This window comes from Thiopseudomonas acetoxidans, from assembly GCF_030362935.1.
In the GTDB taxonomy this organism is placed as follows: Bacteria; Pseudomonadota; Gammaproteobacteria; order Pseudomonadales; family Pseudomonadaceae; genus Thiopseudomonas; species Thiopseudomonas acetoxidans.
In genome coordinates, this window is sequence record NZ_JAUCDY010000010.1 from 56,146 (window position 1) to 82,014 (window position 25,869).

Consider the following 25,869-nt stretch of genomic DNA (forward strand, 5'->3'; position numbering starts at 1 on the left):
ATTGCCAACCTTTTAACGCAGGCCTTCGAGCACTTGCTTGAGTAAGCTGCCTGCAGCCTGCTTAGGATTGGCGCGCAACGCGCTTTCTTGCTCCGCCAATGCAGCAAACAATGCGGTTATCGCCTGCTCAGTCACATAGTCTTCAATGGAAGTGACTTTGTCCGAGCTAAAGCCAAATTTTTTCGCTTTGCTCGCCACCTGACTGTATTGCTGGCTCAACACAGACTGATTGGTCTGTTGCTGGACTATAGGTAAAAAACGTGCGCGCAAATCCGCTTCACTGGTGCGTTTAAGAAAATCTGTGGCTGCGGTTGGGTGAGCGCTTAGAATTTGCTTAGCATCTTCTAAACGGATCTTGCTAATGGCGTTGAGTAATAGCTCTTTGGCATGCGGTATCGCTTGTTCAGCTGCAGTGTTTAGGCTGTCTTCCAGCTCGTTAACATATTTGCCCTGCCCGAAAGTGCGCATCAGCTTGGCTGGCTTTTGCAAGGCGTTAGGCAGCTTAATCCGCCATTTGGGGCTTTGGCTAAAGCCTCCGTTTTGGCCCAGCTGTTTAATGGCGATGTCACTGCCTTGCTCTAGTAATTGCTTGAGGCTGTTGGTTGCTTGAACTTGGCTGAGCTGATTGATGGAAAAGGCGGCTGAGTTTGAGCTCAGCGCCAAGCAGCACATGAAGATAAAAAACTGGGTGAGCTTTTGCATGAGTGTTTAACGGCTTCAACAGAGTGTGTTGAGTGCGCTGTCTGGTATTAGAGACGCTGCGCTTTGGTCCATAAAAATCTTAATGCGTGGGTGCTGTTTCAGAATGGACGCTGGCATAGCCTCGTCAATCGGGCTGTTGAATAAGTTAGCCATCACTTCTGCCTTATGTGCACCGGTTGCCACCAAGATAATTTCTTTGGCTTGCATAATGTCTTGAATGCCCATGGTGATGGCGTGGGTGGGTACTTCCGCCCAGTTGTCAAAAAACCGACCGTTATCAATACGTGTATTTTCGGATAACTCCACGACGTGGGTTTGGCTGTCAAACGCCGTATAGGGTTCGTTAAAACCTATATGACCGTTAGTGCCAATACCTAGCAGCTGAAAATCCAGTCCACCGCAGGCTTGAATTTTAGCTGAATATTCCTTGCACTCTAAGTCGATATCCGCGCAATGCCCGCTGGGTAAATACACCTGGCTGTCATCCAGTTTGATCTTGTCAAACAGGTGTTCGTGCATGTAATGGTTGTAACTCTGTGGGTGCTCAGGAGCAAGTCCAACATATTCATCGAGGTTATAAGTAGTAACTTGGCTTAGATCCAGCGCGTGTTCCTGTACCTGTTCGGCAAAGCGCTGATAAACCGGCAGCATCGTACTGCCAGTGGCTAAACCAAGCACCGCATTGGGTTTTCGTTTAATCGTATCAATGATGTGTTGGCTTAGGTGTTGTGCGATAGCGTCAGCACTAGGGAAAACGAAGAACATGATAGGTTGTCCTTGAGAGAGGCTTAAGAAAACGCTGTGCAGTATACAAACATGCGCTTTTGACGTCAGGTTTTTTTCATAGGTTCAGCGAACTATTTAATATGACTGCTCGATGGCATAGGCGTAGCATTGGACTTACTGATGCTTTGCAAAATACCGCAATCAGACGCTGCCTTTTCGCTATGGCATTTACTGCGCAGCTGTCGCAATTGCTGTGCTAAGGCTTGTAATTCATGGATGCGTGTTTCGACATGCTGAATGTGCTCATCCAATACCTGATTGGCCGTATCACAGGCAGCATTAGGATTATCCTTAACTTCCAGCAAGGTGCGTATCTCGGCTAGGGATAAATCTAACGCGCGGCACTGACGAATAAAGAGCAAGCGCTCTAAATGTTGCTGCTGATAATGGCGGTAATTGGCCGCACTGCGCTGTGGCTCAGGAAGCAGTGCTTCACGCTCATAATAACGAATCGTTTCGACTGGGGTGTGCGCGCGTTTAGCAAGCTGGCCGATTTTCATGGCTTGACTCTGTAGTTGGTACAGGGTTTTTAATTATACCCTAAGCATCAAACACAGTGGGTGACGAATATGTCTAAAGCCGATGAGTGCTGTCAGCCTCAATTACAACAACCGCAGCCAGCTTTGAATGCGCAAGCAGCGCCGAGCGGGCAACTAAAAACGGTGCTGCAAATTGAGCAGATGGATTGCCCAACAGAAGAACAGCTGATTCGCGATAAGTTGCAGTCTTTATCCTGTATCAGTGCGTTGCAATTTAATTTGCTTGAGCGTCAGTTGCAGGTGCAGCACCAGCCGGGCAGCTTGGCAGACATTATCGCTGCTATTGCTGAGTTGAATATGCGCGCCGTGCCATTACAGGCTGGGCAAACAGCTGTGCAGAGCAAAATAGATATGCATGGCACTTGGGCGCTGGCTTTGGCGGGAGTTTTAGCAGCGATAGCTGAGGTGCTTGAGTTGCTCGCTTTTAAGGCAAGCTGGTTGGTGTTTGTTGTCGCGCTAGCCAGTGTGGCGTTGATTGGTTGGCCGATCCTCAAAAAAGGCTGGGTCGCTGTATTAAACCGTAATCTGAATATTAACGCTTTAATGTCCATTGCCGTGACGGGTGCGTTTTTTATTGGCCATTGGCCAGAAGCGGCTATGGTGACCTTTCTCTTTGCTTTGGCCGAGCGAATCGAGGTCCACTCATTGTTGCGCGCGCGTGATGCGGTGCGCAGTTTGATGGTGCTGGCACCGGAGTACGCACTGGTGCAGCAAACAGATGGTCATTGGCATAGCCAGCCGGTTGCTGAGGTCGCTGTAGGCAGTTTGGTGCGCATAGCGCCGGGCGCTCGGGTGGCGCTGGATGGGGAAATTGTTGCGGGAGCCTCTGCCTTTGATCAGTCCTCGATAACTGGTGAAAGTATCCCAGTCGATAAAAAACAGGGTGATGCGCTGTTTGCCGGCACGTTAAATACGCACAGTGAAATTACCTATCGCACTACGGCACTGGCTGATGACACGTTGCTCGCCAAAATTATGCATCGCGTGCAAGAGGCGCAAAGCAGTCAAGCACCCACCCAGCGTTTTGTGGATGCCTTTGCGCGTATCTATACGCCCGCAGTAGTGGGTATTGCAATTATGGTGGCGTTGTTGCCGCCCATTTTGCTGAGCTTGTCGTGGTGGGATTGGCTGTATAACGCGCTGGTATTGCTGGTAATCGCCTGTCCTTGTGCGTTGGTTATTTCGACTCCAGTGGCTGTGGTCAGTGCTTTAACGAGCGCTGCCCGTGCGGGGATTTTAATTAAAGGTGGTGTGTATCTGGAGCAAGCGCATAAGCTAGACGTGGTGGTCGTGGATAAAACCGGCACGTTAACGCAGGGGCGGCCAAAACTGATGCACAGCCACTATGTGCAGGACGAACAGCAGGTATTACCCTTGATTGCCGCCATGACCCAGCGCTCTGACCATCCCGTGTCGAAAGCTGTTTTTGCGGGCTTAGGCAGTACACAAGCTGCTGTGGCCACGGATTTTTCAGCCGTACCGGGGCAGGGCGTACGTGCGAAAATTGCTGGTATGGAGTATTACCTAGGTAATCTACACATGCTAGATGACTTGGGGCTACTTGATACTGCAATTACCCAATCAGTTACTGCTTTACAGCAGCAGGGCTTTAGCGTCAGTGTGCTGGCTAGCACGCAGCAGGTATTAGCTTGGTTTGCTGTACAGGATCCGTTGAAAGATTCCAGCGCCCAGGCTGTGGCACAGCTGCACAGGCTGGGTATAAAAACCTTGATGCTCAGTGGCGATAATCAATTCAGCGTGCAACGTATTGCGCAAGAGGCTGGGATTACTGAGGCGCGGGCGCAATTATTTCCGGACGATAAGTTACAAGCCATCAAACAATTACAGCAGCAGGGCTTGCGTGTGGCAATGGTGGGTGATGGCATTAACGATGCGCCTGCTTTGGCGCAAGCGGATATTGGCTTTGCAATGGGTAATTTGGGCAGTGATACCGCTATCGAAACTGCCGATATTGCGCTGTTGGATGATGATTTACGCCGCGTACCACAACTGATGCAGCTGTCTCAGGCAACCATGCGCGTCTTGCGACAAAATATTGGTTTAGCGTTGGGCTTGAAAGCGGTTTTTTTAGCGCTTGCTGTAGCGGGTGAGGCAACTATGTGGATGGCGGTATTTGCCGACACGGGTGCGAGTCTATTGGTGACGTTCAATAGTCTGCGTTTGCTGAAGTTGGCTGGATTGCATAAGCAGTAAGGTTGGTGATGTTATGAGGCTCTTCGCATTTAAGGGTGTAGAAAAAATCTGGCCAGCTGGAAAAATGTCGGGGAACTTGGAAAATGTAAGTTCCCACAAGAGCAGTGCCAAGCGACCGGCTGCGTGCAAACCGCTTTGCTTTACTGTGGGACTGTGGGAGCGCATCTTATGCGCGATGAGAACCCTGCCGAGCTTAGCTGCTCATATAGGTCGCCCCTTTAGGGCGACATGTCAGCCTAAAGGCGTGACCTACAAGGACAACCACCCATAAAAAGCAACTGTTTCAGCTATTTGCAGATGAGCACCACCTTGAAGCGGATTGCACCTGGAGTATGTAACAACGGGTGGTCAGCGCCTACAACGAGCCGGATCGAAGGCGTGGTAAAAAACTCATGCAAGTGGTTATAAATATCATTACAGCTAGCCACTTGTCCAAAGCACTCGCCGAGGTAAAAGCCTTGGGGAAAACGCTGAAAAAATACGCGGATAGCATCCTTACCTGCTTCGACCAGCCAGGAACCAGCAACGGACGACTTGAGCACTTGCGTGGCACGGCTCTGGGCTTTAGAAATTTAGCCTACTACATAGCCAGGTGCTTGCTGAAGTCAGGAGGGTGTAGCTGATTTCTAAACCCTTAAATGCGAAGGGCTAATTTGTACCTGTGTTTCAAAGCGTCACCCCCGCACGTTGAATATCTGCCAGCCGCGCAGGGCCAATGCCCTTGATCGACCTGAGTTGTGATAGATGAGAGATGGGTCTTAAGGCCATAATGTCCAGTGCTCGATCAAAGCCAATATGCGGCAGTGTGCGCAGTTGCTCAAAGGAGGCGGTATTTAGATTGATTAAGCCATCGTCTGCAGGTGTGGGCTGGGCAAACATTGCGCTGTTTGGGTGCTCAGTAGTCGCTGTATAGTGCTGTGTTTGGGCGCCTGTGGCCTGTGGCACGATGATGTGCTGCCCTTTTGCTTCAAAGCTGATCTGTGCAAAATCAGCGAAGACTTCCAGCAGTGCTTCTTGCAGCACAGTGCGTTTATCGATTGCGACAACCCAGTCATCGGTATTGAGAAATGCATCGATACGCTCTTGCTCGGTAACGCTCTGGAGTAGTTGCTGTGCAAATAAAGCAGTGAGGGTGTATGGATCGGTAAAGACGTGTTCTTGATGTGCACAACGTACGGTTTCTAATTGCTGAGCGACTTCATTTAGCACAGTAGCGCTGATATTCAATTCCGGAGCTGCATTTTGTGTGGTAACGCGCTGCTGCTTATACAGATCTAAATGTGCTGCTGCTTCCTGAGCGGTTAAACCACGCCCCCAGCCGGTGAGCATTAATAAGAGAGCTGCACGCAGCTGTGCTGCAGTCCATTGTTTAACGGGAGGCTTAAAGAGCTGCGCACTCTGGCTGAGATGGGCTTTGATTTTTTTGTTGCGCCGACGTATTAAAGCGTCACTGAACTGTTGTGGCAGGTTAGTCATCCAGTTCCAGAGGTGAGTCAATGCGCGGCCCGTTGCTTGCAGAATAAAACCCAGCAGCTGCGCAAGTCCCTGCAGTATAGGGAGCAGTAACATGCCCAGGATGAAGATCGTTTGAATATTGGCTGCTTTTTTACCCCGTAACTGCACGCCGGCGATTTTAACTGACGAGCGATTGGGCTTGGTCAAGTTAAAGGTTCCCAATGGGTTGCGTGCTGATACGCTGACGCCACTTTTTGATAGGTTTAGATGCATCGGCCCGCGTCCATAGCGACCACGCAGCACAAAACGGCCATTTTGTAAGGCCACTTGCGTACCTTTACCGACCTGCTTTGAAAGTCGCATACCATGGTTACTATTAGCCGTGATCGTCAGTCCCGCCACTTTGGCTTGCTGACGCAGGGCAACGCCACCGGTACGGCTGATGCGTAAATTCTTTGAGCGATGCTCAATGCGCTTTTGCTTACCGTATTTATCTTTTTTACCAAGGTTAAAAAAAACCATATTCACGCAAACAAACGTTTCCACCACTTTTTGTCGGGCTTAGGCTCTATTTTGAGCACGTTTTTCTTAACAAGGTCCACATAGTCGGCATCATCACGACGTATATGGTTAATCAACCAGGTTCTGAGTAACGACAGTAAAGGCTCAGCGATATCTTCGCCACGCTCGAAGCGTTGTTTAAACTCACTAACACGCCGCACAAACAATTGGTGAACTTTTTGGTGTGCTTTCACAAAGGGGTAGCCAGCTTCTGCCTGCATTTCCTCTTCAAACGCAAAGTGTGAAAGGGTGTACTCCACTAACTGTTCTAACACTTTGGCAATTTCGTCGCGGTTTTGCGTAAGAGATGCATCATAGAGAGCGTTAATGTAGTCGACAATACGTCTGTGTTGGTTATCAATGACTTCAATGCCAGTATTTAGATCACTGGTCCACTTTAAATGTGCCATTAAATACCCCTTGTAAAATGCTTTAAATATAATTCAGAAGAATTTGCGCTAGATAAGCGGTAAAGTATAGCAGTTAGTTGCTTTACTTTAATGTGATGTTTGCACCTTTCCTCTGTCACCGCTTCAGTTTTAGCTGTTGTTTTGGCTCGAGTATGTTGCGGTTGGCGCAAAAGCTTTGCACATGCCCATCATGGTAATGCACTTCAACGTTGAAGCCTTTACCCGGAGGATGGTTGAGTACCAAGTTGCGATGCTCATTAGGTTTAAGCTGTAGAGTAAGCAGATTTGACTGGTTAAGATCAAAGCCAAACTCCATACGAATGGAGTCGATCATAATTTCATCTTGATTGATAATTTCCAGATATAGGTGGTTATCAATAGTGGGCTGAGCAAAAAACAACCAGCCCAATACTATGCCCGCGAGTAGAAACAACATTGAGCGCGAACGAAGTGTATCTATACTGCGATCAATTAAGTTGTTGCTCACACCGCCCACCTTACTCGAAGCTCTTTACGTAAGACTAGCACGCCCCCGCCCTCAATTGCTGCGTCTTGATGTCGCTTTAGTGTGCGGCAGCTTTAGGGTGAGTTGCATCATGTATTAAAATTGCCAAAGCATTAACCGGATCACCTATGTTTATTGCGTTAAGTTTGTATACTTGCGCGGGTGTTTAATAGGGTTCTTTGTTTATGCAGAGCAAAACTTTTTTTTACTCGGTCTTCATGGGGCTGATGCTGGCTGGGAATTGTGTTGCTGCAGAGTTCCAGAAAATAGTGCATGCCGATGGCAAGATTGAATTTCGTCAGGTGGATACTGCCAAAGCGTCGGCGAAAGCACCCAGCAAGACGTTTTATAAGTACCGTAACGCGCAAGGTGTGTTGTCGTTTAGTGATCGTCAGCCTGTTAACCGTAGTTATGAGTTAGTACGTTTCGATTGCTATGCCTGTAAAATAGGCTCTCAGGTGAACTGGGAGACGACGCCGCTGTTTCGTGGGCGCTACGAGGATGCGATCGCTTTTTACGCGCAGCAATATAGCGTCAGCCCTGCTTTGGTGAAAGCTGTAATTCACGCAGAATCCGCTTTTAACCCGCAAGCAAAATCTCGCGCAGGTGCGCAAGGATTGATGCAGCTAATGCCAGCGACAGCGCAGGAGTTAGGTGTAAAAAGTCCATTTAACCCTGAAGATAACATTGAGGGTGGGGTGCGTTATTTAGCGCAGCTATTACAAAGCTTTAATCATGACGTACGCCTAGCCACAGCAGCCTATAATGCGGGTCCAGGAGCTGTTAGGCGGCATAAAGGAGTGCCGGCCTATGCTGAGACTCAAGCCTATGTGGAGCGGGTTGCGATATTGGCACGGCGTTATGCACATGAAAGCTAGCAGAGACGATAAGCGGTTGCGATAAAAAAGTTTTAGTAATAAAAAAACGCAGGTCTGAGCCTGCGTTTTTGCGTTTTGCGATGACGTTACTTTAGTAACTCTGCAACGTCTTTTGCAATGCTTTCTGAAGCCTTATTGTAGTAATCAGTTAAGGCTTTGCCCGCACCGCCATCTTTTAATGCTTTGGCGTGGTCGTGCAAAATCATTTTGATGTTTTTCTTTTCTAAGTCTGGCAGTGCTTGCATGGCTGTAGCGCGTTGCACACTTTCAAACTCGAACGGTAAGGTGGCAACTAAAACCACTTCCATGCCCATAGAAAGAGCTAAATCGATAATGATTGGACCAGCGCCCGTAGCTGTACCGCCACCTAATCCGGCTAGCAGAATCAAACGATCTGCGCCTTTAATTGATTGCTTAATATCTTCAAGAGATTCTTCAGCAGCAAGCTGGCCGCGCATTAATGATTTAGCGGCTTTACCAGCACAACTACTTGGGCCAATTTGTAAACGCTGAGAAAACGGGCTTGCGGCCAAAGTTTCAGCGTTAGTATTAACGGCTAAAATATCGCAGCCAACTTTATCTTTAACGTGTTTGGCAATATTCATGCCGGCACCGCCAAGCCCCATAACTAAGGTTTTACGCATGCTGGATCTCCATTCGGAACGCGAAATATACTTAAGTATAGCCAACTCTACCCATGAGTATCGCTATACAGATCAATGAGCTGTGAAAGAGGGCTAACATAAGCTATGCAGCCGGTCTTGTAAATACTGTGTCGCCCAGATTCACTTTGCAGCCACCACAAAACTTGTTTCTTGAGTGGCCACAATAACCACTGCTTGGCCTACCTCTAGGGTGCAGTCTTCGGCGCAAATGGCAGGATACGAGCTGTCATCTATACTGACGCGCCCGCGTCCCTGGCTAAAAGCTTGGCTGACCACTGCTGTGCGTTCAAGATAGCCTTCTAGGCCTAAGTTGAGTGTCGTGGGCTGAGATTTGAGAATTCTTTTTTGCCACTTTAGGCCTAAAGCCACCGCTGCACTGATGCTGACAATTAATGCAAAAAGCTGCCAAGCAAGACCGGCTTGTGGGAAAAGCAATAAAAAGACGCCGACAAAACTTGCACCAACGCCCAGCCAAAGCAAAAAAATACCCGGTACTATAATTTCCAGTAGCAACAGTAATGTAGCTAAAGAAAACCAGTACCAGTAGGAATCGAAAAGTGATTCAAGCATTTATTTGCCCTGCGAGTTTTTCAGTAACTCGGTAATCCCAGCGACTGCGCCGGTTACGCCAGCGGCTTCTAGCGGCATCAGCACGAGCTTGCTGTTATCACCTTTACCAATCTCTTGTAAGGCCTCGATATATTTTAAGCCGAGGAAGTACTGAATAGCATGTACGTCTCCTTCGCGTATGGCCTCAGAAACATCTTTGGTAGCCTGTGCCTCGGCTTGTGCTTCACGCTCACGTGCTTCGGCGATTAAAAAAGCGGCTTGTTTTTCACCATCAGCACGCAGGATAGCCGCTTGGCGTAAACCTTCTGCTTGCAGTATTTCTGCTTCTTTATCACCGTTGGCTTTGGTAACTACGGCACGACGATGGCGCTCAGCGGTCATTTGTAGGTTCATTGCTTCTTGTAGTGCAGGTGACATGCTCAGGTCGCGAATTTCAATGCGGGTAACTTTAATACCCCAAGGTGCGGTGGCTAAATCCACGGCTGACAAGAGGCGCTCGTTAACTTCCTCACGGTTGGACAGCATGTGGTCCAGCTCCATTGAGCCCAATACCGAACGTAGGTTGGTGACGGTAAGGTTAATGATGGCGTAGGTTAGATTGGTTACCTGATAAGCGGCTTTGGAGGCGTCTAAGATACGGTAAAACAACACACCATCAGCGGTGACTGCGGCGTTGTCTTTGGAGATTACTGTTTGTGAGGGCACATCAAGCACAGACTCCATCATCGATAATTTGAAGCCAATACGGTCGATAAAAGGAATAATTAAGCCCAAACCTGGTTCCAAGGTTTGGGTGTAACGCCCGAAGCGCTCAACAGTCCATTGCTGACCTTGCGGAACCACCTTGACGCCAGCGGAGAAAAAAACGATGGCTAGTATAGCCAGCAGGCCAAAAAGTATTAGTATTGAGTCCATATGTGACCTCTAAAAGTGCTTCCTCAAACCAGAAACGGTTTAAGAAGTGTAGAAAAAGCGTTACGCCCTGTGCATCACAGCTGTGGCTGCAGTCAGTTTAACTCTTTAGGTTTTGTGTAATTATCAACCTTATTCAGATTAAAAGAAACGGGGCGGGAATTTTAATTGATGTACTGTGAAACCCGCTGTAGGCAAAAGAACAAAAGTGGGCACATCCCCATCGGCTAAAGGACGATTCAGGCTGTCTAGTTATGCATAACACAACTATTCTTACCCCAGCGACATTGCCGTCACTTGCGCGGCGAGTAAGTGATTGCCATAAGGGGCTGCTTGGTCATGCACTAATCGTTGCCGGCGGCGCGGGTATGGGTGGTGCGAGTTTGCTGGCTGCGCAAAGTTGCTTACGACTGGGCGCAGGCTTAGTGAGCTTGGCGACTTGGCCGGAGCATGTCAGTGCCAGCCTTGCGCGTCAACCTGAGATCATGGTGCGTGCAGTACTGCAAGCCGCAGAGTTACAGCCTTTGTTGGTGCAGGCTAGCGTGGTACTGGTCGGGCCAGGCTTAGGACAAGATGATTGGGCTACGTCTTTGTTGGCTGCAGTCGCTTGTACTGAGGTAGCGCAAATTTGGGATGCTGACGCCCTTAATCTGCTGGCACAGGATTATCGACGCCGACCTACCCAGAGTGCTTGGATATTAACGCCTCATCCGGGCGAAGCGGCACGCTTACTCAATTGCTCAGTGACAGAAATTCAAGCGCAACGCGAACAAAGCGCGCTTAGCATCGCACATAAATATCAAGCTGTGGTGGTGCTCAAAGGTGCTCATACTGTGATTGCTAATTCAGAACAGCGTATCTGCCTTTGTCAGCAGGGTCATCCTGTTATGGCCGGTGCGGGGTTTGGTGATGTGCTGGGCGGTGTCATAGCTGCGTTGGTTGCTCAAGGCATGGAGCTGTTTGAGGCGTGCTGTTTAGCGGTTTATATCCACGCGAAGGCGGGAGAGAAACTTGCCGTTTACGGCCGTGGGGCGGCAGCAGGCGATTTGCTCGCCCCTATGCGCCAAGAATTAGAACAGCTATGTCCAATCACGGGTTGAGCCGTACGAAAAACAGCCTAAGCCTTTGAGTTAGGCTTAGGCTGCAGTCTTGCTTGCCTAAGAATTTACCAAAATCGCGGAAAGCCTCGTACTTTGAGTGCGAGGATGGATAGCGAGGGCTGCGTAAGCTGCCCCTGAACAGGTCGTTAAAGTCTTTGCAGTGCGAGCGCATACTGGTATTATATACAGCATGATAAAGCACACCAAAACGCTCAAAGTTCGAGTGAAAGATAAGCATGTGCCGCTGCTAAACAGCATGGCACGAAGCGTCAATTTCGTCTGGAACTTTGTCAATGAATTAAGTCAGCGCTCGATTAAAGAGCGTGGTGTGTTTTTGTCGGCCTATGATGTTCAGAAGTATACCAATGGCGCAGGTAAGGACTTAGGGCTACACAGTCAAACAGTGCAGCGTATTGCAGTTGAGTATGTCACGCGCCGCAAGCAGTTTAAGAAGGCGCGGCTGAACTGGCGCAAGTCGAGTGGCGTTAGGCGCTCATTGGGCTGGATACCCGTCAATACAGGTGCGGCTCAATGGAAATCGGGGCAAGTCTATTTCAACGGTCATTATTTTGGCGTGTGGGATAGCTACGGCTTGAGCCAATATAGGTTTCGCTCTGCCAGCTTCAATGAAGATGCCCGTGGCCGCTGGTACTTCAATGTGGTGGTGGATGTAGAAACCGAGATATCAGCAGGACAAGACCGTATCGGTATTGATCTTGGCTTAACCGACACAGCCACCTGCTCGGACGGCACAAAGCTGGAGGCGGGTCGCTTCTATCGCGGTCTTGAGGAAAAATTAGCCATAGCACAACGGGCTAGAAATAAAACTCAAGTCAAAACCATTCACGCCAAGATTGCTAACCGTAGAAAAGATACGCTGCACAAGTTCAGTCGCACGTTGGTCAACCGCTGCGGTGAAATCTATGTCGGCAATGTCAGTAGTTTAAAACTCGTTAAAACCAAGATGGCCAAGTCAGTGTTGGACGCTGGCTGGGGTCAATTAAAAACAATGCTGAAGTATAAAAGCGATCACGCTGGCATTGTTTTTAAGGAAGTGAACGAGGCATACACCACCCAAACCTGTAGCTGTTGTGGCGCACTGCCCGATAGCAGGCCGAGAGGTATCGCAGGGCTTGGAATCAGAGAATGGACGTGCAGCGGGTGTGGTGTCACCCACGATGACCGTGATGTTAATGCGGCACGAAACATTCTCGCGGTCGGGCATGGCCGTCTAGCTGTAGGAATCACCGCCTCTTTAGGGCGGTGAGGATGTCAATTTGTCTTTGTATAGCTTAATCAGCCCTTGAGTTGAAGCGTCGGTTGCGGCCTGTTTCTGGGGTTGGTTAAGTAGCTGGTAAATCTTATCGCCTAGCTCTTTGCCCAGCTCTACACCCCACTGATCAAAGGCGTTAACGCCCCAGATTACACTTTGCACATACACTTTGTGTTCATACAGCGCGATCAGCGCGCCAAGACGCTTGGGGTCCAGTTGATCAAGAATAAGGCTGTTGCTGGGTCGGTTACCTAGGATTTCTTTGTGTGGCGCCAAACGCAAAATCTCATCTTCAGTGCAACCTTTTTCACGTAGCTCGTCCTCTACGGCCTGCCTTTTTTTACCACACATCAGTGCTTGGCTCTGTGACAAGCAGTTGGCGTACAACCATTGCTGATGGTCAGCAATAGGGTTTTGGCTGTTAACCGCAATAATAAAGTCGGCTGGAATTAACTGGCTTCCCTGCAGCAATAGCTGATGATAGGCATGCTGGCCGTTAGTACCGATATTACCCCAGATAACCGGACCACTGTCGTATCCCAAGGGACTGCCGTCGTGGCGCACTTGTTTACCGTTGGACTCCATATCCAGCTGTTGCAGATAGTCTGGCAAACTTTGCAGGTAATTATCATAGGGCAGCACGGCCTGACTGCGCGCGCCCCAAAAGTTCACGTACCACACGCCTAGCAGCGCCATGATTACTGGCATGTTCTCTGCGAAGGGCGCCTGTTGGAAGTGCTGATCCATGCTGTGTGCGCCGGCTAGCATCTGCTTAAAGTTATCCATGCCAACGGTTAAAGCAATCGGCAGGCCAATGGCTGACCAAAGCGAATAACGACCACCCACCCAGTCCCACATAGGCAAGATATTGGCTGGATCGATACCAAACTCAATCGCCTTGTCCGTATTGCTGGAAACCGCGACAAAGTGTTTGCTTAAATCTGCCGTGCTGCAGCCAAGATTCAGCAGCCACTGACGTACGGCTAAAGCGTTCTTTAGTGTTTCTAGGGTGCCAAAGGATTTACTGGAAATAATAAATAAAGTGGTTTCAGGGTCCAGCTGTCGGCTCAGTTGATAAAACGCGCTGCTATCAATATTGGCTAAAAAATGGCAGTTGACTTTGTTTAGTGAAAAAGGCTGCAGTGCTTCAACCGCTAATTGTGGGCCTAGAAAAGAGCCGCCAATACCAATATTAACCACATCTGTAATGCGCTTGCCGGTATAACCTAGCCAGCTGCCGCTATGCACCTGTTCGACCAAATTGTGCATCTTTGCATGCGCTTGTTGCACCTGCGCAACAATATCAACGCCATCTAACAGCAGTTGTTTGTCGGCGGGCATGCGCAGTGCTGCGTGGAGTGCAGGGCGCTGTTCGGTGCTATTAATGCAATCGCCACGAAACATAGCGGCAATGGCACTATCGAGTTGGCACTGCTGTGCGAGCTGGATGAGCAATTGCAACGTCTGTTCGTCGATTAGATTTTTAGAAAAGTCCAGCACTACTCCTTCATGCTCAATAGAAAACTTACTAAAGCGCTGCGGGTGAGCAGTAAAAGCCGCTTGCATATTGAAGTTGTTCATCTGTAGACGGTGCGTCTGCAAAGCGAGCCATGCGGGAAGTTGAGAACTGTTGCGTGGGTTCTGATAGTGCATGCTGGATGTCCTTAATAATGCTGGGGTTGCTTATTCATTATTAAGCAGCTGTTTGATAATAACAACTGAAAGGATTAGGGAACCTCTGGATAACGTTACCGAGGACGCTAACACAAGGCGCAACGACCAACGGGAGTAACAGCCAAAGGCTGGCCCGAAGGGTGAGCACTAGCGAGTCAAAACGTGCGAAAAAGCGCAGTTTACACCGAGTAAATGAGCATTTTATTCGCTTCGCTCCCCCTTCGGGGCCGTGCTAAAGCACGTTCAATCTAAAGATTGTGAGTACGTTTTTAACGCAGTGGTAGCTACGCAGGTAGTTATTCAGAGGCTTCTTAGCAGTGTGGCGCTATTAAGTGCTTTTTATACCGCAAGTGATGCGCCAGTCAGCGCCGATGGCGCGAATGTCTTGAATTTCTAATTCAACAGCTTCAGCCATTTTATTCAAGGGCAGGGTAAATAAAGGGTTGGCTTGACTACCAAGTAACTTGGCAGCTATATACACAATCAACTCATCGACCAGCCCCGCCTGTAAAAAAGCACCTGCTAGCTGGGGTCCGGCTTCTACCAGTACTTCGTTGATCCTGTGCTTTTGAGCGAGAATTTTCAGCATTTGGGTTAAATCAATGTGTCCATTTTGCTCAGGAACATGAAGCCACTGTGCATCAGTGGCTAGTTGTTGCGGCGCTTGATAACTGGCCAGCCAAGCTTGTGGTGCCTGAAAAAACACATGCTCTTGTGGTACACGTAAACGACTGTCCACCAGCACCCGCATCGGTGGGCGTTGCAACGCCCAGTGCTTTTCTAGTTCAGGTAAATCCAGTTCGTTAGCGCGCACGGTGAGTCGTGCATTATCGGTTAATACTGTATTGGCCCCGCTGATAATAGCACTGGCCTGAGCCCTTAAACGTTGTACATCAGCGCGCGCTTGCGCGCCGGTAATCCACTGGCTTTCACCGCTGGCCATAGCTGTACGGCCATCCAAACTCATGGCGAGCTTAACCTGCACCCATGGCAGTCCAGAGCGCATGCGTTTGACAAAACCTCGATTAAGCTGCTCAGCCTGCTGACTTAGTGCACCAGTTAAAACCTGTACTCCAGTTCCGGCCTGAGTTAAGCGTTGTAAACCTTGACCGGCCACTTGCGGATTAGGATCTTGCATGGCAACGACAACACGAGCAATGCCCGCTTGAATAAGTGCTTCTGCGCAGGGTGGTGTGCGGCCCTGATGGCTACAGGGCTCTAAACTGACATAGGCTGTTGCACCTTGTGCCTGTGTGCCAGCAGCCCGCAAGGCATGTACTTCAGCGTGGGCGGTGCCAGCCAGTTGATGCCAGCCTTCACCAACAATGGTTCCATCTTTGACAATCACGCAGCCAACGCGTGGATTGGGATGCGTGGAATACAGACCCTGCGCTGCCAATTGCAGGGCACGGGCCATATAGGCGTGATCATTCATTCTTGCGCCGGCTCTTGTGCCATCCGCTCAATTTCTTCACGAAACTCATTCAGATCTTGGAAGCGACGGTAAACAGAGGCGAAACGTATATAGGCAACTTCATCAAGCTTACGCAATTCGTTCATCACCAGCTCGCCAATCGTAAGGGATTCGATTTCTCGCTCGCCTTTGGCGCGCAGTTTTCGCTTGATGCGAGCCACGGCTTCTTCAAGTCGCTCTAAACTTACCGGACGTTTTTCCAAGGCTCTGAGCATACCCGCGCGCAGCTTGTTTTCATCAAAAGGCTGGCGGCTGCCGTCTTGCTTGATTAGACGCGGCATAATCAGATCAGCGGTTTCAAAGGTCGTGAAACGCTCCTCGCACGAAAGGCATTCGCGCCTTCTACGCACTTGGTCGCCATTGGCAACTAAGCGCGAATCAACGACCTTGGTGTCAACAGCGCCGCAAAATGGACAATACATGAGAGCGAATCCTGTAAGTTATCTAGGAGTACTGATGTTAGCCTATTCACGCGTAAAGCAAAATGATAGCGCGCAAGGGTTGCAGCTAGGCTGGTTTCCCAGCCTAGTATTCACTGCCTTCAATATACCTGCCTAACAAAGAATAGGGTTTGGCTTCCATGATTTCCACGTCGATAAATTTACCGATCAGCAAAGGGTTATCGCAGCGGAAGTTAACTACACGGTTGAACTCGTTGCGACCTTGCAACTGCCCCGGATCTTTTTTGGCGTAGTCAGAGACCAGCACCCGTTGCGTTTCGCCCACCATACGGCGGCTGTATTCAAAACCCTGTTGTTGCAAACGCTGCTGCAGAATATTTAAGCGTTCTTTTTTTACTACTTCCGACGTGTTGTCTGGCAATTCGGCAGCGGGTGTACCCGGGCGGGGGCTGTAGACAAAAGAATAGGAAAAATCGAAGCCTACGTCGTTCACCAGTTGCATGGTTTGCTCAAAGTCTTTTTCGGTTTCGCCGGGGAAGCCAACAATAAAATCAGAACTAACTAACATCTCAGGTACGGCGGCTTTTAGTTTGCGGATACGTGATTTGTATTCTAAGGCGGTATGGTTACGCTTCATGTTTGCCAGCACGCGATCTGAGCCTGACTGTACAGGCAGGTGGAGTGTACGTACTAGCTTGGGAATACTGGCATGGGCTTCAATGAGCGCATCGGAAAACTCGAGTGGGTGTGAGGTGGTATAACGAATCCGGCCAATACCTTCTATTTCCGACACCATCTGCAGTAATTCTGCTAAATCAACTACCTGCCCCACACCGTTAACGTCCAGCTCACCGCGATAACCGTTTACGTTTTGCCCCAGCAAGGTAACTTCGCGCACGCCGTGACCCGCCAGATGGTTAATTTCAGCCAGCACATCAGCCACAGGGCGACTGACTTCTTCGCCACGAGTATAGGGCACGACGCAAAACGCACAGTATTTGCTACAGCCTTCCATAATTGAAACATAAGCCGTAGGTCCATCAACACGGGGTTCAGGTAAGCGGTCGAATTTTTCAATCTCAGGAAAGCTGACGTCTACCTGTGGCTTGCCTGTGCTGCGTACAGCGGCAATCATTTCCGGTAAACGATGCAGGGTTTGTGGGCCAAACACCACGTCAACATAGTGTGCCCGCTCACGAATCGCTTTACCTTCTTGGCTGGCGACACAGCCGCCCACGGCGATAATAAGCTCAGGGTTGGCAAGCTTTAGCTCACGCCAGCGACCCAGCTGGGAGTAAACCTTATCCTGTGCCTTTTCACGGATGGAGCAGGTATTAAGCAAAATCAAATCAGCCGCAGCTGGATCCTGAGTTACTTGCATTGTTTGGTGCTCATTTAACAGGTCGATCATGCGCGAACTGTCGTACTCATTCATCTGGCATCCGTGCGTTTCAATATAAAGATTTTTGACCATAGTTAAGTTACGCCCACTGAGATTCACAAAGCCGCATAGTATAAAGCTGCAGGTGCGCTGCAGCAAAGACACGCATAAAATTTCTTGATTAAAACGGGCCCTTCGCATTTAAGGGTGTAGCTGATTGCTAAACCCTCCTGACTTCAGCAAGCACCTAGCGATATAGTAGGCTAAATTTCTAAAGCCCAGAGCCGTGCCACGCAAGTGCTCAACTCGCCCGTTGCTGGTTCCTGGCCGGTCGAAGTAGGTAAGGATGCTCTGGGCGTATTTTTCAGCGTTTTCCCCAAGGCTTTTACCTTGGTGAGCGCTTTGGGCAAGTGGCTGGCTGTAATGATTTTTATGACCACTTCAAGGTGGTGCTCATCAGCAAATAGCTGAAACAGCTGCTTTTTATTGGTGGTTGTCCATGTGGGTCATGCCTTTAGGCTGACATGTCGCCCTAAAGGCGCGACCTTGTATGTTAGGGTTGGTGTGGGTCTGACAGGGGTTCGCGGCAATCGGCCAAAAGGCTTGTTCTACATATGATGTGTGTTGAAAATAAGCGCGTTTGAAGGGGGGAATCCCATAATGAAATGTGTTAGAATTGACACTTTTATTTAGGGGTTGCGCAGATGCTTAGGCAGGTATTTAAACTCGTAGCGGTTTTGCTGCTCAGTGTGGGTTTTGCTTGGGCGGAATCAAGTACGGATTTTGTGCGTAAGCAGTTGTTACGCTTGCAGCCCGACTTGGTGATAGAGCAGGTCAGTCCTGCGGCTAAGTCAGGTTGGTTTCAGGTGCAGGTCCGTGGTGGGCAGTTTTTATATGTGGATGAGGCGGTCGAGTATATTTTGCACGGACAGCTTTATCAGGTGCAGGATGATGCGGCAGTTAATTTAACCGAACAGGCACAGCAAAAACTACAAGCGGCTAAATTGAAAACACTGGCGGAGGATGAGATGGTCATTTTCCCAGCCAAGAATAAGCGTGCCAGTATTACGGTATTTACCGACGTGGATTGCAGTTATTGTCAAAAGCTGCATGCTGAGGTTGAGCAACTCAACGCGCTTGGTATAGAAGTGCGTTACCTAGCTTATCCGCGCCAAGGATTGACGGGGAATACTTATAACACCATGGTGAGTATTTGGTGCGCCGATGATCCGCAAGCGGCAATGACGCAAGCCAAGCGCCAGCAACGCATTGAGCAAAAAACTTGTAAACACCCTATAGACAAACACTTTGCTTTGGGGCGTGTGTTTGGTGTTCAAGGAACGCCGACAATTATTTTAGACAGCGGAGAGTTGTTGCCTGGTTATTTGCCGGCAGAGCAATTAGCTGCTCGTGTGATTAAAAATTAAGTTGAATAACAGTGGTGGCCCTAGGGCTGCCTATTTTATTTTAGAGAGGTTAGCGCAGCGTGAAACCAGTTAAGGTAGGAATTTGTGGTTTGGGCACCGTGGGTGGCGGCACTTTTAATGTACTGAAGCGCAATGCCGAGGAAATTACTCGTCGCGCAGGACGTACGATAGAAGTGGTGCAGGTTGCTGCGCGCTCAAATAATCCTCTGTGTGATACTGGCGATGTGCCCGTCACCGATGATGTCTTCGCGGTTGCTGACAACCCAGATGTCGATGTTGTGGTTGAGTTGATTGGCGGTTATACAGTTGCCAGAGAGCTTGTGCTTAGGGCTATTGAAAACGGCAAGCACGTTATTACAGCCAACAAAGCCTTGATTGCGGTATATGGCAATGAGATTTTTGCCAAGGCGCAAGAGAAGGGCGTGATGGTTGGTTTTGAGGCGGCTGTGGCGGGTGGTGTTCCTATTATTAAGGCTATCCGTGAAGGCTTGGCGGCGAACCGCATTAACTGGCTGGCAGGAATTATTAACGGTACGGGCAACTTTATTCTGACTGAGATGCGTGAAAAGGGCCGTACCTTTGAAGATGTGCTTAAAGAGGCGCAAGAGCGGGGCTACGCTGAAGCGGATCCGACCTTTGATGTGGAAGGCATTGATGCAGCGCACAAGCTCACTATTTTGGCTTCGCTGGCTTTTGGTATTCCATTGCAGTTCGAGAAAGCCTATACCGAGGGCATTACCCAGCTAACCACTGAAGATGTGAATTACGCCGAAGCGCTTGGCTACCGCATTAAGCATCTGGGTGTGGCGCGCAAAACCGAGCAGGGCATTGAGCTGCGTGTGCATCCGACCTTGGTTCCTGTTGAACAGCTGCTGGCTAATGTGAATGGTGTGATGAATGCGGTGATGGTTAATGGTGACGCGGTTGGCAGCACGCTTTATTACGGTGCGGGTGCTGGTATGGAACCGACGGCATCTGCGGTTGTGGCTGATATTATTGATGTGGCGCGTACGCTGGAAACCGAGCCAGGCGAGCGTGTGCCTGCGTTAGCGTTCCAAGCGAATGCTTTGTCAGATTATCCAGTGCTACCAATTGAGCAGTGTGAGTCCGCGTATTACTTGCGTATAAAAGCGCAGGACCATCCGGGTGTGTTGGCGCAGGTGGCTACTATTCTGTCTGAGCGTGGTATTAACATTGTTTCGATCATGCAGAAAGAAGCGGAAGAGCATGATGGCTTGATTCCAATTATTTTACTCACGCACCGTGTGGTGGAGGCGCGCATGATTGAAGCAATTGCTGCGCTTGAGGCTGTGGATAGCGTGATTAATCCAGTGGTACGTATCCGCGTTGAGCAGCTTGATTAATTTTTTCAGTACAACGCCTAACAAAGGTTTATGAACATGCGTTATATCAGTACTCGCGGCCAAGCGCCGGCGATGAATTTTGAAGAAGTGTTATTGGCGGGTCTAGCTAGCGATGGCGGTCTTTATGTACCCGAAAATCTGCCTCGTTTTACGCTGGAGCAGATGCAGTCTTGGGTTGGTTTGCCCTATCATGAGCTGGCGTTTGAAGTGATGCGTCCCTTTGTGGCGGGCAGTATCAGCGATGCTGATTTCAAAGCTATCTTGCAAGATACCTATGGTGTTTTTGCGAACAAGGCTGTGGCACCTTTGCGTCAAATTGACAGCAATGAGTGGGTGTTGGAGTTGTTCCATGGTCCAACGCTGGCGTTTAAAGACTTTGCGCTGCAGCTGCTAGGCCGTTTACTGGATCATATCCTGACCAAGCGTGGGGAGCGTGTGGTTATCATGGGCGCGACTTCGGGCGATACCGGCTCTGCTGCGATCGAGGGTTGCCGCCGTTGTGAGAATGTGGATATTTTTATTCTGCATCCACATGAGCGTGTTTCAGAAGTGCAGCGTCGGCAGATGACCAGCGCGATTAGCGATAACATTCATAATATCGCCGTTGAAGGTAACTTTGATGATTGTCAGGAAATGGTTAAAGACAGCTTTGCTGATCAGAGTTTCTTGAAGGGTACGCGTTTGGTGGCGGTGAACTCCATCAACTGGGCGCGCATCATGGCGCAAACCGTTTATTACTTTCATGCTGCGCTGCAGTTGGGCGCGCCACATCGTTCGGTGAGTTTCTCGGTGCCGACGGGTAATTTCGGTGATATTTTTGCAGGCTATTTAGCGCGCAATATGGGTTTACCGATTAATCAGCTGATTGTGGCGACTAACCGTAATGATATTTTGCACCGCTTTATGAGTGGGAACCGTTACCACAAAGATACCCTGCATCCGACGTTGTCACCGTCCATGGATATTATGGTGTCGTCCAATTTTGAGCGCTTGCTGTTTGATATGCACGGCCGTAATGGTGCTTTGGTGGCGGAGCTAATGAACAGTTTCCGTGCTACGGGACAGTTGTCTGTAGAGGATAGTCGCTGGACTGAGGTGCGTAAGCTGTTTGACTCGCTAGCGGTGGATGATGAGCAAACCTGTCAAACCATTGCCCAGGTGTATGCGCAATGTGGAGAGTTGCTTGATCCGCATACGGCTATTGGTGTGCATGCAGCGCGTGAATGTCGTCGCAGTATGTCTGTGCCAATGGTGACGTTGGGCACGGCGCATCCGGTTAAATTCCCAGAGGCGGTGGAGAAGGCGGTTCCGGGTGCAGCTCCACAGCTACCACCGCATATGGCTGATTTGTTTGAGCGTCAAGAACGTTGTACGGTGTTGGCAAATGACCTAAAAACCGTGCAGGATTTTGTCAGCCAGCACGGCAACCGTGGTAAGCCGTTATAACTTATAGTGCACGCGCGGGCATAAATGTCCACGCGAAACCTTTGTAATCCGCATCGCCCAGAAGTTGGGCTCCCACAGGTTTTGATACAGGCTCTGTCTCTGTGGGAGCGCAACTTTTGCGCGATTGGACTATCAGCTGGCCCAAGAGCTTGAGCTTTGCTTTTGTGGGACCCGACTTGTCGGGGAAGCTTTTTGCTTTTAAGTCTGGGTAGGGTGTTTGGCTTAGTGCAACAGGCGGATACTGGTTCCCTGACAAGTCAGGTCCCACATTGTCCGTACCAGCTTGCAGCTTAGAGTCTTATAACGGGTCCGCATCACCCAGAAGCAGGGCTCCAGTAGAAGAAAACGTCCAACAGATAGACAATAAAAAACCGGCGCTAAGGCCGGTTTTTTATTGTGCTTGTGCGATTAAGCGGCAGCTTGACTCAACTCTTTTAGGTGTTGGTTCAGGCGGCTCTTATGACGAGCAGCTTTGTTTTTGTGTAAAATGCCTTTGTCGGCCATACGGTCAATGACAGGTACTGCTTTAGCGTAAGCCGCTTGCGCTTTTGCTAAGTCTTTGCTGTCAATAGCCTTGACTACGTTTTTGATATGGGTACGTACCATTGAACGCAGACTGGCATTGTGGCTGTTACGCTTCTCAGCCTGTTTGGCGCGTTTTTTGGCAGAAGGTGTGTTGGCCACAGTCGAACTCCTCGAATACTTCTACAAGTAGATAAACAAAAATTAGGTCGCAGATGATGCCGACTTGTCTTGGCTTTGTCAAGCGAGATATGTAAACAAACTGCATTCTGTGGTGCGGTTACAGCCCACTTAGCCCTTCACGCTGATACTGTTGTGCGTCTACAATGCGCACTGATTTAACGACGAGGCGGTTATGCAGGAATCCAAGGCTGAGAAGAAAAGTAGCTTATTGCGCTCCAGCGCGGTAGTTAGCGTGATGACGATGCTCTCGCGCGTGCTGGGCATGGTGCGTGATGTGGTGATTGCTGGCTACTTTGGCTCCAGCCCTGCGGCCGATGCTTTTTTTATCGCCTTTAAAATCCCTAATTTTTTGCGCCGCTTATTTGCCGAAGGCGCTTTTGCACAAGCCTTTGTGCCCGTGTTATCAGAATATAGACAAAAACGTACTTTGGCCGATGTAAAACAGCTGGTAGACCGCACTGCAGGTTATCTGGGTTTGGTTTTAACGGGTATTACCGCTTTAGGTGTGGTGCTTTCACCTTATCTAATAATGCTGTTTGCGCCGGGATTCCATAACGAGCCTGCAAAGCTACAGCTTGCAGGCGAGTTGCTGCGCATCACGTTCCCTTATTTGATGCTGGTGTCGTTAACCGCTTTTTGTGGCGGTATTTTAAATAGCTATGGACGCTTTGCGGTGCCGGCGTTTACCCCTGTGCTACTCAATGTGTCTATGATAAGCGCAACAGTATTGTTGTCACCTTGGTTTGAGCAGCCGATTATGGCCTTGGCTTGGGGTGTGTTTATCGCGGGTGTGGCGCAGCTGTTTTTTCAGCTGCCTTTTTTATGGCAAATCCGTTTATTGCCTGCGCCCAAACTCAAGCGTAATGATGAAGGTGTGCGACGGATTATGCTGCTGATGTTGCCTGCCTTGTTTGGCGTGGGCGTGAGTCAGATTAACCTGCTGTTAGACACTGTGCTGGCGTCATTTTTGGTGACAGGCAGTGTGTCTTGGCTGTATTACGCCGATCGCTTATCTGAGCTGCCATTGGGTGCATTTGGTATTGCGGTGGGTACGGTGATTTTGCCTGCGCTGTCACGCCAGCATGCGGCGCAAGATCCTAAAGCTTTCTCCGGTACTATGGATTGGGCGTTACGCATGGTGCTTTTGGTCGGCGTGCCCGCTGCTTTGGCCTTGGGTGTGTTGGCCGAGCCATTGATTGCGACGCTGTTTTATTATGGTGAAATGACCGCTCAGGATGTGCAGCAGTCGGCTGGTGCGCTGCGGGCGTATTCGTTGGGCGTACTGACGTTCATGTTAATTAAGGTGTTGGCGCCGGGCTTTTTCTCGCGTCAGGATATGCGAACACCTGTGCGCATTGCAGTGACTTGCATGGTGGCAAACATGGTAATGAACCTGATTTTAATTTGGCCGCTGCAGCATGTGGGGCTGGCGCTGGCGACCTCTTTGTCGGGCATGCTTAATGCTAGTTTGTTGCTGTGGGGGCTACGCAAGGCGGGTGTCTACCGAGCAGCGGCGGGTTGGGGTGTGTTTGCGCTAAGGTTGTTGCTGGCCTGTGCGCTGATGCTGGCGGTGGTTTTTTGGCTTAATGTGCCTATCGAGGATTGGCTGGCTTGGGGCTGGCAGCAGCGTGTTGGCTGGGTGACTGTGTTGGTTGGTGCGGGCATTGCTGTGTTTGCGTTAACTCTGTTTGCTGGCGGCATGCGCGCGCGCCATTTGCGTGTTGGTCGTTGACGTTAGGACTGACACGATAAACGCTAAGGAAAGACAGAAGAAACGCCTGTGTATTCGCCAGCTGTATTCAGCGCATTCATAAATTCTCAAATTTCCCCCGTTGAGAATAGGCGCGGATCAGGCTATAATTTTGCGCTTCAATTTATCCCGTTTGGGAGCACAGATTATGCTGCGTATTAGTCAAAAAGCTTTGACTTTCGATGATGTTTTACTTATTCCCGGTTACTCCGAAGTTTTGCCCAAGGATGTTGTGTTGAAAACACGGCTGACGCGTGAGATCGAGATTAATATACCGCTGCTATCGGCAGCTATGGATACAGTGACTGAGGCTCGTTTGGCCATTGCCATGGCGCAAGAAGGCGGCATCGGTATTATTCACAAGAATATGACCATTGAGCAACAAGCGGCTGAAGTGCGCAAGGTTAAGCGCTACGAAACAGCTATTGTTCATGATCCAGTTACCGTTAGCTCCGATATGAAAATCCTTGACCTGCTCAAGCAAACAGAAGAGCTTGGTTTTTCAGGTTTTCCAGTGGTTGATGACGGGCAGTTGGTGGGTATTGTTACGGGGCGTGACCTGCGTGTTACCCCAAATACGTGCGATACCGTAGCGGCGATTATGACGCCTAAAGACAAACTAGTGACCGTGCAAGAAGGTACTGGTTTGGAAGAAATCAAAGCCAAACTGTATGAGCACCGCATCGAGAAAATGCTGGTGGTCAATGCGCAGTTTCAGTTGCGCGGCATGGTAACTTTCCGCGACATTGAAAAAGCCAGAAGCTATCCCTTAGCCTCCAAGGACAAGCAAGGTCGCTTGCGCGTTGGTGCGGCTGTGGGTACGGGTGCAGACACCGAAGAGCGCATTCGCGCCTTGGCTGCTGTCGGTGTGGATGTGGTGGTGGTGGATACCGCTCATGGCCACTCTAAAGGCGTATTGGACCGTGTGCGTTGGGTTAAACAAAACTTCCCAGACGTACAGGTTATTGGTGGCAACATCGCTACGGCAGAAGCGGCTTTGGATTTGGTCAAGGCAGGTGCTGATGCGGTAAAAGTGGGTATTGGCCCAGGCTCTATTTGTACCACGCGTATTGTTGCGGGTGTGGGCGTGCCGCAAATTACAGCTATTGCTAATGTGTCTGAGGCGCTAAAAGATACAGGCGTGCCGATGATTGCCGATGGCGGTATTCGTTTCTCCGGTGACTTGGCTAAAGCCATTGTGGCGGGTGCAGACAGCGTAATGATGGGCTCGATGTTTGCCGGTACTGAAGAGTCGCCAGGTGAAATTGAGCTGTTCCAAGGCCGCTCTTACAAGTCGTATCGTGGTATGGGTTCTTTGGGGGCAATGGCGCAGGCGCAAGGTTCGTCTGATCGCTATTTCCAAGACTCAACCGGCGGTGCAGAAAAGTTGGTGCCAGAAGGTATTGAAGGTCGTGTGCCATATAAGGGCTCTATGTCAGCGATTGTCCACCAGTTGATGGGTGGGTTGCGTGCTGCCATGGGCTACACCGGCTGCGCGACGATTGAAGAAATGCGCAGTAAACCTGAGTTTGCCCGTATTACGGGCGCAGGGATGGCGGAGTCGCACGTACATGACGTGCAGATCACCAAGGAAGCGCCAAACTACCGCGTTAGTTAAACCGCACAACAAACCGCCGAATTGGCGGTTTGTTGTTTTCACCGAATGTATAGAGAATT

23 protein-coding genes and 2 pseudogenes are annotated in these 25,869 nt (G+C 49.7%); 10 read left to right on the top strand and 15 right to left on the bottom strand.

Annotated elements, in window-relative coordinates; all coding sequences use genetic code 11:
• Positions 1 to 12 precede the first annotated feature (12 nt).
• The 3 genes from QEZ41_RS08870 to cadR form a co-directional block, all read right to left on the bottom strand.
• Complete coding sequence (locus QEZ41_RS08870) at positions 13 to 702, bottom strand: DUF4197 domain-containing protein (protein ID WP_289411087.1); 690 nt, start codon at positions 700 to 702, stop codon at positions 13 to 15.
• A 15-nt stretch (positions 703 to 717) separates the two neighbouring features.
• Entirely contained in the window at positions 718 to 1,467 is a 750-nt protein-coding gene (gene nagB, locus QEZ41_RS08875) for a glucosamine-6-phosphate deaminase (RefSeq protein ID WP_289411088.1), read from the bottom strand.
• A gap of 92 nt (positions 1,468 to 1,559) precedes the next feature.
• Positions 1,560 to 1,988 (bottom strand): Cd(II)/Pb(II)-responsive transcriptional regulator, encoded by a 429-nt coding sequence (gene cadR / locus QEZ41_RS08880; protein ID WP_289411090.1) that lies wholly within the window; start codon positions 1,986 to 1,988, stop codon positions 1,560 to 1,562.
• A 69-nt stretch (positions 1,989 to 2,057) separates the two neighbouring features.
• Here cadR and QEZ41_RS08885 point away from each other — a divergent pair, with 69 nt between their 5' ends.
• Both QEZ41_RS08885 and QEZ41_RS08890 read left to right on the top strand, forming a co-directional pair.
• Complete coding sequence (locus QEZ41_RS08885) at positions 2,058 to 4,241, top strand: heavy metal translocating P-type ATPase (RefSeq protein WP_289411091.1); 2,184 nt, start codon at positions 2,058 to 2,060, stop codon at positions 4,239 to 4,241.
• Positions 4,242 to 4,507: 266 nt separating this feature from the next.
• Positions 4,508 to 4,864, top strand: a pseudogene (locus QEZ41_RS08890) (transposase); the annotation flags it as partial.
• Between the two features lie 43 nt (positions 4,865 to 4,907).
• On the opposite strand, the gene QEZ41_RS08895 reads toward QEZ41_RS08890, so the two are convergent.
• The 3 genes from QEZ41_RS08895 to QEZ41_RS08905 form a co-directional block, all read right to left on the bottom strand.
• Positions 4,908 to 6,218: a ComEA family DNA-binding protein gene (locus QEZ41_RS08895; protein ID WP_289411119.1), complete on the bottom strand. Its 1,311-nt coding sequence runs from the start codon at positions 6,216 to 6,218 to the stop codon at positions 4,908 to 4,910.
• Positions 6,219 to 6,220: 2 nt separating this feature from the next.
• Entirely contained in the window at positions 6,221 to 6,667 is a 447-nt protein-coding gene (locus QEZ41_RS08900; RefSeq protein WP_289411092.1) for a bacteriohemerythrin, read from the bottom strand.
• A 115-nt stretch (positions 6,668 to 6,782) separates the two neighbouring features.
• Positions 6,783 to 7,154, bottom strand: coding sequence for a hypothetical protein (locus tag QEZ41_RS08905; protein ID WP_289411093.1), 372 nt, complete (start codon positions 7,152 to 7,154; stop codon positions 6,783 to 6,785).
• Positions 7,155 to 7,357: 203 nt separating this feature from the next.
• Between QEZ41_RS08905 and QEZ41_RS08910 the strand changes: the two genes are divergently transcribed.
• The gene (locus tag QEZ41_RS08910) at positions 7,358 to 8,050 is read left to right on the top strand and encodes a lytic transglycosylase domain-containing protein (RefSeq protein ID WP_289411094.1); all 693 of its coding nucleotides are present in this window, start codon (positions 7,358 to 7,360) and stop codon (positions 8,048 to 8,050) included.
• Between the two features lie 86 nt (positions 8,051 to 8,136).
• Here the strand turns inward: QEZ41_RS08910 and QEZ41_RS08915 are convergent, their stop codons facing one another.
• The 3 genes from QEZ41_RS08915 to QEZ41_RS08925 all read right to left on the bottom strand — a co-directional run bounded on the left by QEZ41_RS08915 (position 8,137) and on the right by QEZ41_RS08925 (position 10,200).
• A complete protein-coding gene (locus QEZ41_RS08915) occupies positions 8,137 to 8,694 on the bottom strand; it encodes an FtsZ/tubulin family protein (protein ID WP_289411095.1) in 558 nt (185 codons plus the stop codon).
• Positions 8,695 to 8,835: 141 nt separating this feature from the next.
• Positions 8,836 to 9,285 carry an NfeD family protein gene (locus QEZ41_RS08920; RefSeq protein WP_289411096.1) on the bottom strand — a complete coding sequence of 150 codons (450 nt, stop codon included), beginning with the start codon at positions 9,283 to 9,285 and terminating at the stop codon, positions 8,836 to 8,838.
• Complete coding sequence (locus tag QEZ41_RS08925; RefSeq protein ID WP_289411098.1) at positions 9,286 to 10,200, bottom strand: SPFH domain-containing protein; 915 nt, start codon at positions 10,198 to 10,200, stop codon at positions 9,286 to 9,288. It lies immediately after the preceding gene.
• 251 nt (positions 10,201 to 10,451) lie between these two features.
• Between QEZ41_RS08925 and QEZ41_RS08930 the strand changes: the two genes are divergently transcribed.
• Positions 10,452 to 11,297 (top strand): NAD(P)H-hydrate dehydratase, encoded by an 846-nt coding sequence (locus QEZ41_RS08930; RefSeq protein ID WP_289411099.1) that lies wholly within the window; start codon positions 10,452 to 10,454, stop codon positions 11,295 to 11,297.
• Between the two features lie 190 nt (positions 11,298 to 11,487).
• On the top strand, positions 11,488 to 12,564 hold the full coding sequence (locus QEZ41_RS08935) for an RNA-guided endonuclease InsQ/TnpB family protein (RefSeq protein ID WP_289411100.1): 1,077 nt from the start codon (positions 11,488 to 11,490) through the stop codon (positions 12,562 to 12,564).
• On the opposite strand, the gene pgi is transcribed toward QEZ41_RS08935, so the two are convergent.
• The 5 genes and pseudogenes from pgi to QEZ41_RS08960 form a co-directional block, all read right to left on the bottom strand.
• Complete coding sequence (gene pgi, locus QEZ41_RS08940) at positions 12,553 to 14,223, bottom strand: glucose-6-phosphate isomerase (protein WP_289411101.1); 1,671 nt, start codon at positions 14,221 to 14,223, stop codon at positions 12,553 to 12,555. The two genes, QEZ41_RS08935 and pgi, sit on opposite strands and share 12 nt — an antisense overlap.
• A 349-nt stretch (positions 14,224 to 14,572) precedes the next feature.
• Positions 14,573 to 15,679, bottom strand: coding sequence for a bifunctional diaminohydroxyphosphoribosylaminopyrimidine deaminase/5-amino-6-(5-phosphoribosylamino)uracil reductase RibD (gene ribD, locus QEZ41_RS08945; protein WP_289411102.1), 1,107 nt, complete (start codon positions 15,677 to 15,679; stop codon positions 14,573 to 14,575).
• Complete coding sequence (gene nrdR, locus QEZ41_RS08950) at positions 15,676 to 16,140, bottom strand: transcriptional regulator NrdR (RefSeq protein WP_289411103.1); 465 nt, start codon at positions 16,138 to 16,140, stop codon at positions 15,676 to 15,678. Before nrdR ends, ribD begins: the two co-directional genes overlap by 4 nt.
• A gap of 103 nt (positions 16,141 to 16,243) precedes the next feature.
• Positions 16,244 to 17,593 (bottom strand): tRNA (N6-isopentenyl adenosine(37)-C2)-methylthiotransferase MiaB, encoded by a 1,350-nt coding sequence (miaB, locus tag QEZ41_RS08955; protein ID WP_289411105.1) that lies wholly within the window; start codon positions 17,591 to 17,593, stop codon positions 16,244 to 16,246.
• A 108-nt stretch (positions 17,594 to 17,701) separates the two neighbouring features.
• Positions 17,702 to 17,988: pseudogene (locus QEZ41_RS08960) on the bottom strand (transposase); the annotation flags it as partial.
• Positions 17,989 to 18,204: 216 nt separating this feature from the next.
• On the opposite strand from QEZ41_RS08960, the gene QEZ41_RS08965 reads away from it, so the two are divergent.
• The 3 genes from QEZ41_RS08965 to thrC are packed head-to-tail and all read left to right on the top strand — an operon-like array spanning position 18,205 to position 21,737.
• Positions 18,205 to 18,927: a DsbC family protein gene (locus tag QEZ41_RS08965; RefSeq protein WP_289411106.1), complete on the top strand. Its 723-nt coding sequence runs from the start codon at positions 18,205 to 18,207 to the stop codon at positions 18,925 to 18,927.
• 59 nt (positions 18,928 to 18,986) lie between these two features.
• Positions 18,987 to 20,291 carry a homoserine dehydrogenase gene (locus tag QEZ41_RS08970; protein ID WP_289411107.1) on the top strand — a complete coding sequence of 435 codons (1,305 nt, stop codon included), beginning with the start codon at positions 18,987 to 18,989 and terminating at the stop codon, positions 20,289 to 20,291.
• Positions 20,292 to 20,327: 36 nt separating this feature from the next.
• Positions 20,328 to 21,737, top strand: a complete 1,410-nt coding sequence (gene thrC, locus QEZ41_RS08975; protein WP_289411108.1) for a threonine synthase — start codon at positions 20,328 to 20,330, stop codon at positions 21,735 to 21,737.
• A 408-nt stretch (positions 21,738 to 22,145) separates the two neighbouring features.
• Here the strand turns inward: thrC and rpsT are convergent, their stop codons facing one another.
• Positions 22,146 to 22,421 (bottom strand): 30S ribosomal protein S20, encoded by a 276-nt coding sequence (gene rpsT, locus QEZ41_RS08980; protein ID WP_289411110.1) that lies wholly within the window; start codon positions 22,419 to 22,421, stop codon positions 22,146 to 22,148.
• A 193-nt stretch (positions 22,422 to 22,614) separates the two neighbouring features.
• On the opposite strand from rpsT, the gene murJ reads away from it, so the two are divergent.
• On the top strand, positions 22,615 to 24,174 hold the full coding sequence (murJ, locus tag QEZ41_RS08985) for a murein biosynthesis integral membrane protein MurJ (RefSeq protein WP_289411111.1): 1,560 nt from the start codon (positions 22,615 to 22,617) through the stop codon (positions 24,172 to 24,174).
• A gap of 166 nt (positions 24,175 to 24,340) precedes the next feature.
• On the top strand, positions 24,341 to 25,810 hold the full coding sequence (guaB, locus tag QEZ41_RS08990) for an IMP dehydrogenase (RefSeq protein WP_289411112.1): 1,470 nt from the start codon (positions 24,341 to 24,343) through the stop codon (positions 25,808 to 25,810).
• Positions 25,811 to 25,869: the final 59 nt, after the last annotated feature.